Raw genomic sequence first — 15,250 nt, 5'->3', positions numbered from 1 at the left:
TTGGTTGCAAGGAGCCAAAAATTCTCGCAATGAACGGAAGTTTTGAAAATAGATCGAGATTTTAATTGAAATTTTTAAGTTTGGTGAAATGTCTGGAATAACTCTTGATCGGTTGCAAATTTTCTTGGCGGTTGCGGAATATTTGCACTTCACGCGAGCCGCAGAGTCCCTCTATCTAACGCAGCCTGCGGTGAGTGCTGCAATTCAGTCCCTAGAAGACAGTTATGGTTTGCGTCTGTTTCATCGCATTGGACGGCGCGTGGAACTGACGGATGCTGGGCGATTGTTGCAAGCGGAAGCTAGGGATATTCTCGATCGGGTGGCTTTGACAGAGCGAGGCTTGCGTGAACTCAATGAAATGCAGCGAGGGGAATTGCATTTGGGGTCTAGCCTAACGATCGGGAACTATTGGCTACCGCGCAAAATTGGAGAATTTAAGCGTCGTCATCCGGGCATTGTGGTGAATTGCACCCTCGCTAATACTGAGGAAATTTGCACAGGAACGGCGACGGGCGCATTTGATTTGGGGTTAATTGAAGGGGAAGTTTTGCCCTCAACCCAACGGCATTTAGAAAAGGCAATTGTTGGGGGCGATCGCCTAGTGATTGTGGTGGGCCCTTCGCACCCTTGGTTTGAGCTGCCATTTGTGGAAACCCATCAATTGGCAGAAACGGCTTGGTTAATGCGCGAACCCGGATCGGGTACTCAACAGCGGTTTGAGGAAGCATTATTAAGTTGGCAGGTGGATCCTTCAAGCTTGCCGATCGCCCTGGTGCTAACCACCGGAGAAATGGTGAAAGTTCTGGTGGAAGAAGGCGTGGGAGCGGCAGCTATTTCAGAACTGATCGTTGAAAAAGAGTTACAGCTTCGGACAATGTGCGCGGTTCCGATTATTGATCCCGAGCAGTCATCGGTTTTGGAAATTCGTCGCCCCTTTTTGAAATTGCGCCATCGACAGCGCTTTCAGACCAAAATTTCTCGAGTTTTTGAGCAATTACTAGTCAGTTATTAGTTAGGAATAGACCATGAATCAGCTAATGATGTGTCACTGCTGAGCCGGTGCTAAGCCAGTCGTGCGCCAATGATGGGCGAGACCCGTTGGGCAATTTTCGGATAAAGTACGGTTTTTTGATCGGGATATAGTATTTTAGGTCAAAAGCAACTGCAAAACGCCATTTGCAACTGCGCTAAACCTGGAATTGCTAACCCAATGAGCGCTGTCAATCCCCAACTTCGCCCCCTAGAACTTAAAGAATTGTCCCAGGAATCTTCTGTGGTGCCTCTTCATAGCCAGGCTCAGTACCCCACGACCTTGGCCCTCAGCGACATACAGCTTCCAAGCAGCCAGCCAAGACGATACTTTGACCCAATCGCCCTCCATAGCCTTGCTCAATCGATTGCCCAATATGGAATTTTGGAGCCGCTGTTAGTTCGTCCCATTGATGAGCGGCGCTATGAATTAGTGGCTGGTGAGCGGCGATATCGCGCGGCCCAAAAGGTTGGCTTATCGCAAGTACCTGTAATTATTCGGGCTTTAAGCGATCGGGAAGCCCTGCGAATTGCCCTTCTGGAGAATTTGCAGCGTGAAGATCTCAACCCGATCGAGGAAACCGAAAGTATTTTAAAATTGCTGTCCCTGGAGCTTCAGCAACCTGCTGAGTCGATCATTTTGCTGTTGCACCGCTTGCGAAACCAAGCCAAGGGCAAAAAAACTCATAACGTTATGGGTAATGCAGAACGAGAGACGATTCGCGCCATTTTTCAGTCGATCGGAACCATGACTTGGGAGTCCTTTGTCAGTAATCGTCTGCCCCTGCTGAAGCTGCCAGAAGCCATCCTCAATGCATTGCGCCAAGGTCAGTTGTCCTACACCAAAGCTTTGGCCATTTCCAGAGTTCGGCAACCCAATCAGCAAAATCATCTACTACAGGAAGCAATTTCACGAGATTTATCACTCTCCGAAATTCGTAAACAGGTGGCCAGCCTTAACAGTCCTGAGGCGACTCCCAACTTACCTAGTTCTCTGCGAGATCGTTGGAGTTATACCTATCGTCGGTTGCAGCAGTCGGGAGTTTTGAATGATCCCCTAAAACGGCAGAGGGTAGAATCCTTGATGGCTGAATTAATCACCATTGCAGAGTTAGATGAATCTCAAGAGATTGAGTGATAGTTTACCGACAAACCGTTTTTTTGTCCATAAACTACGGTTTGTCGGTCGATTTAGTCAAGATTAATGAATGAACTATCTAAAGCCCTGCTTAAGGTGCTTTGATCTGATCTCTGAATGATTTTCTGGGTGCAGTTAGGTGCTCTACTAAATGATTGAATGCCTGAAAAAAAATTCTGCCTTGTAATGATCATGAAATTTTAAGTTGTTGTTTTCAAGAACCATAGAAATTTCATGACGATTAAATCTCTTCGCTTCTAACGGTTTTTCTTAAAACCGTAGCTAACCATGTCTATTGCGCTTACTCTTGGTGTTTTGGCGATCACATTCTTCCTATTTATTGTGGAATGGTTGCCCGTTGATATCACAGCGATTGGAATTGCTGTTTTGCTAATTCTTCTGGGACTCATTACTCCCGAGGAGGGAATTGCTGGATTTAGTAATTCAGCAACAATCACGGTTATGGCAATGTTTGTGCTGAGTGCCGCGATCGAGCGTACAGGCGCGATTCAAGTTGTTAGTGAATTTCTGCAACAAAAAGGTGGCAAGAATCCAACTCGCCAAATTTTTGTACTGGGGTCAATTGTGGGGCCGATTACAGCATTTTTGAATAACACAGCCGTGGTGGCGGTGTTTATTCCCATTGTGGAAAATTGGTGCCGAAAACAGAATATCTCTACCTCGAAGCTATTAATTCCGCTGTCCTATGCCACTGTGCTTGGGGGCACTATCACAGTCATTGGCACTTCAACCAATGTGGTAGCCAGTGGACTATCTAAGCAACTGGGCTATGGAGAATTTGGCCTATTCGAGTTTGCACCCATGGGCCTCATTGTCTTTGTGATTGGCCTGTGCTACTTGGCCCTGGCAGCCCCCAATCTTCTGCCCGATCGACGCAAGCCCGGTGAAATCTCAACCGTTGAAACTTATGGGCTGCGTGATTATTTCAGCGAAATTATTGTGACCCATCAATCATCTTTGATTGGAAAATCATTGCCAGCCAGTGACTTCCATCATCGATATGACCTTGATGTTTTGGAAGTGATTCGTGATGGCATTATTTATAGACCTACAAGCCATGACTGGTTGCTAATGGCAGGGGATATCTTACTGGTTCGCTGCAACCGCGATCGCCTGCTGACCCTGAAAGATGAACGGGGGCTAGAAATCCTACCCGATGCCAAATTTTCCCTAGAATCTAACGAGCGATCGATTGCGGAAGCCTTAATTATTTCAAACTCTAGTCTCATCGGTTCTAGCTTACAAGAACTGCGATTTCGGCAACGATATAACTCCACGGTTTTAGCCATTCGCCGTGGTCAAGATTGCTTGTGCGAACGGTTGCGGGATGTTCGTTTGCGATTTGGTGATGTTCTATTGGTGCAAGGGCCGCATGACAGTTTACGCGGTCTGCAATCCAGCCCCGAATTATTAGTGGTGGAACCGCGAGAACTGGAACCCTTAAAGCGAGATAAGGCTGGTTTGGCCCTGACGATCGCCCTAGGAACCGTGCTGGCTGCTGCCACGGAAACGGTTCCCATTTTGGTTAGCGCTCTGGCCGGTGTCGTCTTGGTAATTGCGACGGGAATTTTGCGACCCCGAGAAATTTACCGAGTCATTCGCTGGGATATTATCTTTCTTCTGGCGGGCCTGATGCCCCTAGGAACCGCTATGGAAAAGTCAGGGGCCACCGACTGGTTAGCATCACAATTAACGCAAGTGGGAGGACATCTTTCGGGCTTTTGGCTGTTAGTTCTGTTCTATGGTGTGACAACCCTATTGACTGAAGCCCTGTCGAATAATGCGGCGGTTTTATTGATGCTGCCCATTGCGGTGAAGGTGGCAGAAACCCTGGAATTCTATACTTTACCGTTCATGCTGGTAGTGATGTTTGCGGCTTCAAATAGCTACCTAACCCCGATCGGCTACCAAACCAATACAATGGTTTATGGGCCAGGAGGCTACAAATTTCTAGACTTCACCAGGGTGGGAATTCCATTGAACTTAATTCTGACCTTCCTTGTGCCGCTGATGTCAATTTGGTTTTATGGACTAAACTTAAGTCATTAAAAAATGACCTTGATTCTTGCTGAAAAAACGACGTTGGCTAAATTTTCATCAAGCAAGGCCAAGTTATTGTGCTTCTCTACCGCAATCATTTGATCACAACTATGGAATCCATGACTTCCCAACCTTCACCCACCCATCCGTTACCCATTGACGAATCCCTTGAAATAGCTACGAATACAGCAGACGCGACCAACAGGGCAACCAATCAGGATGCCCAATCGGTTGCTCAGTTCCAGCAAGAAATCGAAGCGACAGAATCCCAAACGCTGGGATTCAAACTCTTGAAAAAATTGAAGGGTGGGCTGCTGGTTGTTGTGGGCTATCTGCTCTCGCCACTGTGCTGGTGGAATGATTTGATTTTTAATCTGCCGATCGCCTACGCCTTTGGTGCGCTTTGCAACTGGCTAATTCCACACAGTTTTTTCGGGGGAGCGATCGTGGGCTATTGGCTCTCGAATGTGGTGGGAATTCTGATGATGCAATTTGGGGCAACGGAAATGGTTCAAAAGGAGGACCAAAATAAAAGCTTCCGGAAAACTCTGGTCACAGGACTGCTGTCCTCTACGGCCTATACAATTTTGGTGGTGGCGTTAGTGCAGTTTGGAATCCTAACCTTGCCGGATGGTTTGAGCTTTCAAGAGTAGCAATCCCTCTCTCAGCGATTCATGGTGGAATTTGTGGTCTTGGACGGAGATTCTAGGTTAAATAGCTTTAATCCTTCGCTACCAATGATGGTCGGTAATTGACCATTCCACCGCTCGATCGCCTGACGTTGAATTAACTCTGGGGTCAGGTGTTCTTTGAGAAGTCGTTGTGCTTCGGCTTCACCCCTGGCCCAGTTAACTCTTGCTTCGGCTTCTCGGGCGGCTTTCAGGGTCAAAAATTCCGCTCGCTTGGCTTCCTGTTCCGCAATTTGCTTGGCTTCAACGGCTTCGCTGAACCGATCGGAAAAATTGACATGAACCAGCGAAATATCATCAACAAAAATATGATATCCCCGTAGCCGATTGCTCAATAGTTGGTCTACGGCCCCTTTCACTTCTTCCCGGCGGGTGATAATTTCTTCCGCTGTGTATTTAGCCATAACGGCTTTTAAAACTTCCTCAACGGCAGGATCAATGGCTCGATCGACCACAGCCAGTTCATCCCCGAGCTGTTGGAAAGCTAAGTTAACTTCATCGGGAACTAGATGCCAATTCAAGACCACATCGGTTTCAATTTCTTGTAAATCCTTCGAGGATGCTTCGGCTGAAATTTCACGCTTTTGAACACGAACGGTTAATTTTTTAACGGCTTCTGCGATCGGGATGATCGGATGTAGACCTTCATTGAAAATTTGAGGTTGCACTTGACCAAAACGGAGCACCACGCCTCGCTCCCCGGCTGAGATAATGACTAATGGTTGTAAGATAATTAGGGTTAACAAAATAGCTGCCAACGGTCGAATAATTTTTAATTGAAAAATATGCTTCAGGGAACTAATGAAAATCATTAATTGTGACTAAGATCGTGATTTTTCTGAGGGCTTTTTTATTTTAACCCTGATCTTGGAAGTTCCTGAATTTGAAAATCTATCTGAGAGGATGTCTCAAAAGTATCTTTCGGCACGGGCAATGCACCAATAGTCGTGGGGGCAAGGGGCTTAAGCCCCTTGTCTTCGTCGATCGATGGGGCGTGCAGAGTATCGATTTTGGCTTTTCAGACATCCTCTGAGTAATGACTTACTTACATAAGGGCTAAATCCCGTGACTTTTGCCAATGACCCAATGGCGACGAAAAAAACGCGCCAAACTCGATTCATCGAGGGGTAAATAAATCGGTCGCCCATGGGGACAGGTGCGAGGATTGTGGGTACGTTGCCATCGATCGAGCAAATCTTGCATTTCCACAAGCGTCAGGGGTGTGCCGTTGCGGATGGCGGTGCGGCAGGCGACGGCCACTTGGGCCGCTTCCAGGTTGTTGCTGTGGGCCAGCTCGCCCAAGGCGGCGGCCAAGTCAGGGCGATCGAGCAAGGGATCCGGGGCGCTGCGCACAATCCAGCAGCGATCGCCAAAGGGTTCAATTTCAATGCCCAAGTTCACCAGTCCCTCCCGTTCCGCCTCGCTCAGCTCATTCAGGACGATCGGTTGCGTCAGGGCGGAAATTTGCCAACGATCGCGCAAATATTCAAACAAAACCCGCTCATGGGCAATGTGCTGCTCCACTAGCCATAGACCGCCGGGATGCTCCGCCACAATGTAGGTGTTGTGAACTTGGGCGATCGCCCGCAGTTGTCCCCCCAAGGGATCTTCAAGGGGTTCGGGCGATCGGGGCTGCCCCAGGGCTTGGGGATCATCGGGCGACGCGTTGGGATCAGCAGCGGTGCGCACACGATAGGTCGATCGCCCTTCGGCGGCCCGAATGAGCTTGGCCGTTCGCCCGATCGCGTAGGTGTTTGTTTGGGGTTCGTCGATCGCCTCGCGAAAGGAAAGGGCCTGTTGGAGCGCCGCCTGTACTTGGGCTTGCCAATGGTCGATCGACTGGAGATAAAGCTTGTGTTTGTCGGGAGTGCGATTCCAGTCAATGCATTGGGGCGGCAACCGGAGATGCACTAGGGCGATCGGGTGGCGGCCGCGCGGCAGGGTGCGCCCCAAAGTCGCAAAAATTGTGTTTTCTAGTTCCGGCACTTCTGCCATTCGCCCGTTCACGGCAATCCGCACCCAGTCAGGGCGGGCCCGATGGATCCGATCGGGCAGACCCAAGGTGACGGTGATTTGGGCGGATCCTTCCTGGTCGTCGGGCAAGGGAGCGATCCACTGCACGTCCCGCAAATCGCCCGATCGCACCGGTTTCAAGATTTGGGGCAACAGGTGACGAGCCGAATCCCCCGGTGACAGGGCGAACCAGAGCCGATCGTTGCGATAGACCGTCCAGGCCACGGCGGGATGGCAAAGGGCCGCTTGCTGAATCGCCTGCTGAATCGATCGCAACTGTTGAGCCAAAGACGGCAAACTATCGCGCCGCGACGGCCAAGCCTCAAACAAATCCTCCACCAAGACAATGGTTCCCGGCGCGATCGGGGCCGCTTCACAGCTCACAGCCTGGCCCGTGGCATCATACACCGCTCGCCAACCCTCCCCGCCAACCGGCCGGCTGCTGAGGCTCAGGCGGCTCAGTTGGGCCAAACTGTGCAATGCTTCTCCCCGAAATCCCAGGCTGCGGATGTTGAACAAATCGGGGCGATCGTGAATTTTGCTGGTGCTGTGGGGAGCGGCAGCCCGCAACAGATCCGCTCGGCCCATGCCGCAGCCGTTGTCCGTGAGCCGAATTTGGCCCCGATCGAGCCAAAGGGACAGGGCCAGCCGCGTGGCTCCCGCATCGATCGCGTTGTCCACCAACTCGCGCACCACCGCCGCCGGAGAGTCAATCACCTCCCCCGCCGCAATTAAATTCACCACCTCGATCGGCAGCGGTTGAATGGATCTCATTCCTTCCTCAGTTGCCAGACGGCGGCGATGGCTCCTCCCGGAATCGAGAGACTGCGAAAAATCGGTTGAAAGCTAAAGCACTAGTGGTCGTGGGGGAAAGGGGCTGAGGGCCTGTCGTCATTTCACCCAAAACCCTAAATCTGCCGTTAGCTGATCGTGGGGGACAAGGGGCTTGAGCATCTTGTTACGATGATTAGGGCGCAGAAGATCAACCGTTTCAGCATCACCTCGAAAAATGACAACACCCCCTAAGCCCCTTGTCCCCACGGTCATTGATCCTTAGCCCATACTAAAAGATATTTCTCAGACATCCTCTGAGGAGAGTTTTCTGTGCTCAACACCTTCAAAAATTCGCAAATTTATGGGATTGGAAACTTTCAAGTGCAACCTAGGAAACCCAGCCATTACGGTTGGTTGAAGGGGGCGGGGGCGGGGCCCAGGTCTTGGAGCTTGCGGGCGAAATAACTTTCGCGGTGTTGCAACTGCTTCGCCAAAATCGCCGCCTGTTCGTAGGCAATGCGGGCCCGATCGCGCTGGTTCAAACTCACAAACAAATCACCCAATTTTTCATAGGTGTCCATCATCCCGTAGCCGTCCGCCGCCTCGCGGGCCAGCTCCAACAGGCTGATGTAAAGACTGGCCAGCAGATCGGGCTTGTCGGCAAAGGCAGGGCGGCTGCGATAGAGAGTGGCCAGGCGATCGAGCGCTTCTCGGGCAATACCCAACTGCTTGATGGAGCGGGCAGCGGCGGCCGTTTCGCGATATTGCAACACCGCTTCTTCCACCCGATCGGCCCGGTCAAAATTGGCGGCCAACTCGCTCATCAAGGGCGGAATTAGCCGCACAATCCCCAATTCCTGATAGACCCCCAACAAATCGCGCTGGGCGGCGATCGCCTCATCCCACTGGCGCGATCGATTCAGCAACATCACCAATTCCCGCGCATAGCGCACCTCGGCCTGGCGATGGAGCGGAATCGTGGGTTCTGTGCCCGGCGGCACGGGCACCACCACCCAACGACCGGCGGCAATTTTGGCCCGCTCGATCGCCAGCAGTTCCCGGTAGGCATCCACAGCGGCCGCATCCTCAAACAGGCTGGCCCGCAATTGACCGATCGCCACCAGATATTTTTCAATTTCCGTAGAATCATCGGCCGTTCTGGCCATCAACAGGCGCGGTTCCAACACCGCCAAGGCCAACTTGGGCGCACGCACTTGGTAATAGGCCAAGCCAAGGGCCTCCAGCAGGGCCGGATCTTCAGGGATGGGCAACGGTTGTTCGTCGGGCAAAACCGGTTTGGGGCCCGTTTGCCCCGCTTGGATCGCCTTGATGCGATCGGTCACCACCCTTGTTTCTTCCACGGCCCCTTCCCGCCAAGCCAGCTCGCCCACCCGCCCCAGGGCCGGCAATTCTTCAAACACTCCCAAAAACCGCCGCAATCGCAGTTCTCGATTCCAAAGGGCGAAGGCCTCTAGGGTTTTGCCGGCCCTCAGGGTGGCCGCCGCTTGCAGGTTCAACTCATCGAGGGCCAAACGCAGCCGATCGCGCTCCGTGGGCGACAGTTCTCGCTTCATCGGAAACTCCGGCAGCAGCGGATCCGCCTCTAACAATTCCAACGGACTGGGCGGAAATTCATCCTTGACCGGCCGGGAAAAGATATCAAAAATCGGCAGGTTATCCAGAAACGGTAACTGGGCGCGAGCCACTTCTCCGGCGCTGGCCAAGACCAGGGCGATCGCCCCCGCTGACATTGCCCACCGCAGCGATCGCAGCAGTCCATTCAGGGAAAATTCAGCACGGGAAGGAACGCAACGGGCAGGCATGGGTGAATTGTCCCCGGAAAAACTGAATGAAAAGGAGACTGAACAGAGCGCGACGGGCGAGCAGCGGTGAACCGTAGTGTTACTTTACCGTAGTGTTTTGCTGGCGGCACTTGGCCATGGTTGCTGATGGTTCTGGTTTGCGCCCGCCCAACCGTTGGGACGCATTGCTGACCTTGCGGGGGGTGGCTTGCTGTTTGGTGATTGTGGCCCACTGCGGCCCGCCGGCCCAAAGCTTGGTCTGGGCTGGACAGGATTGGAGTTGGGTACTGTTTGCGCCGGGGGGCGTGGCGGTGCGGGTGTTTTTTTGCCTGTCAGGCTATTTGATCGGCAAGGGATTTTATACCGAACGCTATCGGCTCGATCGCCCTGGCATCATTCGATATTTTCAGAATCGTGCCACTCGAATTTTGCCGCTTTATTATGCCTGTATTTTGATATCGGCAGCGGTGTTTTATCCCCACAGTTGGCAACCCAATCATTGGGGCCATTTGCTGCGGTTGCTGACTTTTACCTATGAGCATTCTTTGCCCTTTGAGTTTAATGCACCCCTATGGTCGCTTTCCACGGAAGTGCAATTTTACGCGATCGCCCCTTGCGTTTTTTGGGCGAGTCGGCGGTGGCTGAAAACCGGGCCGTCCTTGTTGGTGGCCATGGCGACGGTGATCAGTGGATTAATGCTCTATCGGTTCGGGGTTTTTGAGTTAATTGAACAATTATTGGGTAGCACAGAGGGGAATCCCTATTTTATTCGCTATATCTATACTTTTTTGCCGGCCAATTTAGATGCCTTTCTGGTGGGTTTTTGGCTGAATCCGCTGATGCAAAAGCTACACCAAAACCGACTCCCAACGATCGACCTAGCGGAAGGCAAAACAGACCCGATCGAGCCAGGGCAACGGTTGCCGGTTCGGCCCTGGGTGACCCTGGCTTGGAGCCGATCGATTCTGGGGTTGCCCTGGAAAGGCTGGGCGATCGGGGCGATGGGGCTGCTTTATGGGTTGGCCGCCTGGTGGAAATATCAAGGGAGCGATCGGGTGTTGTTGGTGGCTCCGGGGCTGACGGTGTTGGCGACGGGGCTGTTTATTTTTGCCTTTGAACGACGGGTTTATTTCAGCTCTGGACGCAACCGGCCCCTTTCCCGATCGGCCATGGCAGCTAATCCGTTCAGGGCTTGGGAATTGCTCGGGTTGTTATCTTTTGGGCTTTATGTTTGGCACTATCCCTTGCTGAAGGTGATCGGCCCGTTGATCACGAATCGATCGCCCTTGGTGGCCTATGGCGAACGGTTGGGGTTGGTGTTTTTGGGATCGATCGCCCTGGCCAGCTTCACCTACTGGGCGATTGAAATTCCGGCAATCCGTTGGCGCAAAACAGCCCAGCGATCGCCCGCACGATCCCTTAATGATTCCAATCGCTGAGTTTGAACCCTAAGAATCGATCGAACAATCCCGATCGCCAGATATATCGCAACAGCAAACACCAACTCAGGGCGATCGCCCCAATCAGCAAATAGTCCACCGGTTGCAACAGCGCCAACTCAAAAAACTCGCGCGTTCCCGGCAGGGCCACCAAACCGGCATAGACCCCCAACAGTCCCAAGGCCAGCAGGGAATAGCGGCGATCGCCACAGAGGGGTTCCGCCGCCACCCAAGGCCCCGCTGGCGGCTTCAAAAACGGCACGAGCAACAGGCCGCAACTCACCAACAGGGTCACCAGGGCGCTGCGGGGCACGGCCAAGAGCGCATCGTTCAAGGCCACCAACTCCTCGCCCGTTTGGGTGGCGCTCCAAATGGTGGTGACCAAATAGCCCAAGTAAACCGCCACCGCGATCGGGGTGAGGGTCAAGGTCGCGGGCAAGGTGAAATTCAGCATGGACTTGAGGACGCTCTTTTGGCGCGGTTTCCCCGGCCGGGCCCACAGGGGAAATCCAAAGGTGGGCAGCCCCACCGCCACGATCGTCACCACGGCGCTGTGTTTGTTCAGCAGCGGAAAGGTTCCCAGCACTTGCCCCGTGCAAAGAATCAACAGGGTGACGCAAAACACCCGCACCATAAACAGCTTCAGCACATCGCGGATGCCGTTGCCAATCCGTTGCCCCTCCAAGAAGGTATAGGGCAGGGTCTCGAAGGAGTCACCCAGCAACACAATGTCGGCGGCACTGCGGGTGGCTTTGCTGCCACTTTCCATGGCAATGCCCAGGTTGGCTTGCTTGAGGGACAACACATCGTTTACGCCATCGCCAATCATGGCCACATAGTTGCCCGCACGCCGCAGGGCCGTGACTAAGCGGGCTTTTTGTTCCGGGACAATCCGCCCAAAAATTTGATGCTCGATCGCGGCTTGGGCAAATTCCGCCTCGGTCATGGCGGCCAGGTCGGCTCCGGACACGGCCGACAGATTTTCGCCCAAGCCCACCCGGGCCGCGATCGCCCGCACGGTGTCGGGGTTGTCGCCGGAAATAATCTTCAGCCGAATGCCTGCTTCGGCAAATCCCTGGAGCGTTTCCGTCACGCTGGGGCGCAGCTCGTCGCTAAACACCAACAGGCCCATAGGTTGCAAATCCTGGGGCAGGGGGGCGCTGTCCCGTTTGGCGGGCTTGGGCGGAATGGCGGGGCTGAAGGCAAACAGCAACACCCGGAATCCCTGGCGGGCCAGGGTCTGGGCCCGATCGCACCATTCCGGGGGCAACGGTTCCGCCAGGCCCACGCTCACCATTTCCGGCGCACCGAGGACGTAATACCCTGACACAATCCCTGTGGCTGGTGGGGCGATCGGGTCGGATCCAAAGGCGATCGCACTCCACTTGCGGGCCGACGAAAAGGGAATTTCATAGAGCGGTTCTTGGGCCGGGGCGGGGCAACCAAGGGCGATCGCCTCGCTGGTGGCGTTGCCGGAACGGGTGCTGGCGGCATAGGTTCCCACCAGGTCGGTCAGGGTGGCCAAGGTCTGGCCGGGGGCGATCGGCCACAGTTCCGTGAGCTGGATGCGGTTCGCCGTCAAGGTTCCGGTCTTATCCACACAGAGCACATCCACATTGCTCAGGGATTCCACGGCGTTGGCCTGTTGAATCAGCACCCGCTTGCCCACCATCCGCACCGCTGCTAGGGCATAGGACAGGGTGATGGTTAAGTACAAACCACTGGGAACCAGGCCGGCAATCACCGCCGATCGCTGCACCGTTTCATTAAAGGAAATAGCTTTGGCAATAAACCCGATCGCCACCAGGGCCCAAAAAAAGCAGGCGATGATCATAAAAATCCGAATCACCAAATTCACTTCCGATTGCAAGGGCGTGAGCATTTGGCGAAAGGTGCGGGCGCTTTCGGTCAGTTGGTGGGCCAAGCTGTTGCGGCCCACTTTTTGGGCTAAATAATAGCCACTGCCGCTTAAACAGATGGTTCCTGAAAAAACAGGGCTGCTGGTTTCCTTTTCAATGGGATCTGATTCGCCGGTTAAGAGCGATTCATCGGCGGCGATTTCCCCAGCCATCAGCTCCCCATCCACCAGAATTTGATCGCCCGATCGCAACACTAAAACATCGCCCGCCACAATTTCGCTCGGGTCAATATCCTGTTCCCGTCCTTCACGCACCACGGTGGCCTTGGGCCGGGTTAAAAGGGCAATTTCATCGAGTTTGCGCTTGGCCGCCACTTCTTGAATGGCATTAATCACCACGCTGCTTAAAATGACCGCCGCCACCAGGATGGCATCACTAAAGCTGCCTAAAAATAAGAAAACAACACTAATGGCAACGAAAACAAAATTAATAAAGGTAAAAATGTTTTCCCGGAGAATTTGCGCATAGGAACGACTGGTTTTCAGGGGGGCATCATTACCCTGGCCGGCGGCCCGGCGCTCCAGCACTTCGCTGCGGGTCAGACCTTGAAGATGGGGCGGAAGATTCGGCTGATTCACGGGTGGCAGGCAATGGACGGGCGATCGAACTAGCAGGCCATCATACCCGGCCCGATTGGGTCTGGCTCGATCAGGCAGTGGGGAGTTGTTTTGCGGGTCTAGGAGCGGGTCTAGGACTTGTTGTCAAATCGTCTGAAACCCCGATTCCACCGTAAGCGGATCGTAGGGGACAAGATGCTCAAGCCCTTTGTTACGATCATTTGGGCAGGGCAGATCAACCATCTTCGCTGAATTTCAGGAAAGAGCGACCGGCCCTAATTCCCCCGATCGGGATTGGCTAATCAGCCTACGGACGAGAATCCTTGGTTAAATGGTCTCGAACTGTTTGGCAGCGAGAACCAAGTCATGATCTTTGTTGGGTTGATTTTGGGTGTCGTGATCGGCGGTGCGATCGCCTGGTATTTGATGCAGCAGCGGGTGGCCGACCTGGAGCGCCAGCAAAAGCAATATCTCGATCGGCAACGGCAAACCCTGGAGCAAGATTTTGAGGTGCAAAAGCAGACGGCTCGCAAAAATTTCGATCGCGAATTGCAAGCCCTGCAAACGGAAATTGCCCAACTGAAAGCACAAGCCGCTTCCACCGCCGCCCCGCCCGCTCCCGATCCTGCACGCTCTGCTCCGCGTCCGGCGGCAACCGGTCAACCGGCGGCCCAACTCCCGGATCCTTGGGGTGGAACCGGTGCGCCCGCGCCAACGCCTGCCCCGGAACCCGTCGCGGAGCCAGTTGCAGAACCCACGCCGGAACCTGCCCCGGAACCCACACCGGAGCCGATCGCCGAACCGGAGCCAACGGCGGCCTCAGTGGAACCCGCCTCGGAACCCACGCCGGAACCCATGGCCGAACCGATCGCGGAGCCAGAACCCACGCCGGAACCCGTGGCCGAACCGACCGTCGAACAAGCTGTTGAACCGGTCACTGAACCGGTCACGACTCCTGAGCCGATCGCCCCAATTGCTCCCAGCAACCAACCCAGCCCGATCGAGCAAGTGGCCCAACTCGCCACCAAAGTTCGGGCGATCGGACAGCGAACTGAGGGCCAAAAACTGATCAACGACCTGTTGACCTTCGCCAGCAGCCCCGATCCCACCGTGCGCGCCGCCGCGATCGAGGCTCTCAGCGCCGTCCACAGCCCTGAAGTGGTGAGCTGCCTCGAAAAAGCCCTCCATGATGCGGCCCCGAGCGTGGTGCGGGCGGCTGCCAAAGGGTTGGAGCGCTTCAAAAGCCAAGCCCCGATCGCCCAACCGGTTGAAGAATCACCACTGCCTCCCAACGGCGGCCCCAAACAGCCCTAGGTCTGTCGATCCGGAAGCCAGCGCATGATTTCCCTGCAGTGCGATCGCTCCTCGTGGGTCAAACCCCTCAATAACTGAGGACTGAAAAATAGGGAAATTAACTGTAAAGAATTTCCCAAAAATCCGGATTCATTCCAGAACTAACTGAACTCACAGGGCGGAAAGTTTCTCCTTCTGCCTTGTGTTTTATTTCATACATTATTTTGAAATGAATGTTTGATTTCGCACTTCATTGCCTGAAAGCCTTCAAATTGCGTTCATTCATGTCGCATTCTGTACATCTTTATCCATTGCTTCGCTCATTATTAAAAAAGTTGTTGTAACTTAAATTCAAGCTTGCCAATTTTATGCAGAATCCTTTAAACTAATTGTAAGGATTTCAAAAAGTCCTCTACAAAAAGTCTTAACGTCTTTTGGGGCTGCTCTAGTTAGATCGCTTCCATTGGCTCATTCAAGCAATTTGATTAGCCTTAATTGAGCGCATAAGTTTCTTCCAAGCACCGAAGAACAGCCCT

At 53.5% G+C, this 15,250-nt stretch carries 10 protein-coding genes; 6 read left to right on the top strand and 4 right to left on the bottom strand.

Annotation, left to right across the window (positions count from 1 at the left end):
* Positions 1 to 88 precede the first annotated feature (88 nt).
* The 4 genes from AC2IAX_RS07235 (at position 89) to AC2IAX_RS07220 (ending at position 4,881) form a co-directional block, all read left to right on the top strand.
* Positions 89 to 1,012, top strand: a complete 924-nt coding sequence (locus tag AC2IAX_RS07235; protein ID WP_494389963.1) for a LysR substrate-binding domain-containing protein — start codon at positions 89 to 91, stop codon at positions 1,010 to 1,012.
* A gap of 198 nt (positions 1,013 to 1,210) precedes the next feature.
* On the top strand, positions 1,211 to 2,167 hold the full coding sequence (locus tag AC2IAX_RS07230; RefSeq protein WP_494389962.1) for a ParB/RepB/Spo0J family partition protein: 957 nt from the start codon (positions 1,211 to 1,213) through the stop codon (positions 2,165 to 2,167).
* Positions 2,168 to 2,455: 288 nt separating this feature from the next.
* On the top strand, positions 2,456 to 4,237 hold the full coding sequence (locus AC2IAX_RS07225; protein WP_494389961.1) for an SLC13 family permease: 1,782 nt from the start codon (positions 2,456 to 2,458) through the stop codon (positions 4,235 to 4,237).
* 110 nt (positions 4,238 to 4,347) lie between these two features.
* Positions 4,348 to 4,881 (top strand): DUF7980 family protein, encoded by a 534-nt coding sequence (locus tag AC2IAX_RS07220; RefSeq protein WP_494389960.1) that lies wholly within the window; start codon positions 4,348 to 4,350, stop codon positions 4,879 to 4,881.
* A gap of 11 nt (positions 4,882 to 4,892) precedes the next feature.
* Here the strand turns inward: AC2IAX_RS07220 and AC2IAX_RS07215 are convergent, their stop codons facing one another.
* The 3 genes from AC2IAX_RS07215 to AC2IAX_RS07205 all read right to left on the bottom strand — a co-directional run bounded on the left by AC2IAX_RS07215 (position 4,893) and on the right by AC2IAX_RS07205 (position 9,527).
* Positions 4,893 to 5,729, bottom strand: a complete 837-nt coding sequence (locus tag AC2IAX_RS07215; protein ID WP_494389959.1) for a prohibitin family protein — start codon at positions 5,727 to 5,729, stop codon at positions 4,893 to 4,895.
* Positions 5,730 to 5,973: 244 nt separating this feature from the next.
* Positions 5,974 to 7,704, bottom strand: coding sequence for a DNA mismatch repair endonuclease MutL (gene mutL, locus AC2IAX_RS07210; RefSeq protein ID WP_494389958.1), 1,731 nt, complete (start codon positions 7,702 to 7,704; stop codon positions 5,974 to 5,976).
* A gap of 404 nt (positions 7,705 to 8,108) precedes the next feature.
* Positions 8,109 to 9,527, bottom strand: coding sequence for a hypothetical protein (locus AC2IAX_RS07205; RefSeq protein ID WP_494389957.1), 1,419 nt, complete (start codon positions 9,525 to 9,527; stop codon positions 8,109 to 8,111).
* Between the two features lie 116 nt (positions 9,528 to 9,643).
* Here AC2IAX_RS07205 and AC2IAX_RS07200 point away from each other — a divergent pair, with 116 nt between their 5' ends.
* Positions 9,644 to 10,945, top strand: coding sequence for an acyltransferase family protein (locus AC2IAX_RS07200; protein ID WP_494389956.1), 1,302 nt, complete (start codon positions 9,644 to 9,646; stop codon positions 10,943 to 10,945).
* Here AC2IAX_RS07200 and AC2IAX_RS07195 read toward each other — a convergent pair.
* Positions 10,926 to 13,442, bottom strand: coding sequence for an HAD-IC family P-type ATPase (locus AC2IAX_RS07195; protein WP_494389955.1), 2,517 nt, complete (start codon positions 13,440 to 13,442; stop codon positions 10,926 to 10,928). The genes AC2IAX_RS07200 and AC2IAX_RS07195 overlap by 20 nt on opposite strands.
* Positions 13,443 to 13,715: 273 nt before the next feature.
* Between AC2IAX_RS07195 and AC2IAX_RS07190 the strand changes: the two genes are divergently transcribed.
* On the top strand, positions 13,716 to 14,735 hold the full coding sequence (locus AC2IAX_RS07190; protein WP_494389954.1) for a HEAT repeat domain-containing protein: 1,020 nt from the start codon (positions 13,716 to 13,718) through the stop codon (positions 14,733 to 14,735).
* The last annotated feature ends 515 nt before the right edge of the window (positions 14,736 to 15,250 follow it).

The organism is Limnothrix sp. HT2024 (assembly GCF_059138625.1).
Note: the sequence above shows the minus strand (reverse complement) of the source record. Positions and strands in the feature narration are given on the sequence as shown.